The sequence below is a fragment of the Myxococcus llanfairpwllgwyngyllgogerychwyrndrobwllllantysiliogogogochensis genome, from assembly GCF_006636215.1.
In the GTDB taxonomy this organism is placed as follows: domain Bacteria; phylum Myxococcota; class Myxococcia; order Myxococcales; family Myxococcaceae; genus Myxococcus; species Myxococcus llanfairpwllgwyngyllgogerychwyrndrobwllllantysiliogogogochensis.
Genome location: NZ_VIFM01000870.1, coordinates 1 through 417, shown reverse-complemented (window position 1 = coordinate 417; position 417 = coordinate 1). Strand labels below are relative to the sequence as shown.

1 pseudogene is annotated in these 417 nt (G+C 47.2%); it reads right to left on the bottom strand.

Annotated features, from left to right (window positions below):
- Positions 1-244, bottom strand: a pseudogene (locus tag FJV41_RS56150) (hypothetical protein); the annotation flags it as partial.
- Positions 245-417 lie beyond the last annotated feature (173 nt).

Genomic DNA, 417 nt, shown 5'->3' with positions numbered 1-417 from the left:
CCTCGACGAAGCGGCTGTAGCTGGCGCTGTTGCGAAAGCCGAGGAAAATCGCAATCGCAATCCCCAGCAGGCTGAACGGCGCCACGGTTAAGTGGATCCCCAGCTGTTCGTACCATTGATAGCTGATAATGGCGATGATCGACATCAGCACATTTAGCAGCAGGCGAAAGATGATTTTCGACAGCACGGAGCCGTGCCAATCAAATAGGCGAAGAAACCAGTGTTGTTCTGGCCGAATGATCATTGTCTGACTTCCTGAATTACCGCTCTGGTCATTATCTCTGAATACAGAATAGAGATTATCTATGAGCCGATTGGTTTATTTTATCGTTAACTGCGATGGGCAGATCTGCGCCATTATTTAGCGATGGTAATGGCGTTTTCAGTATGGGCCTTTTTTATATTTCAGGCAATCAA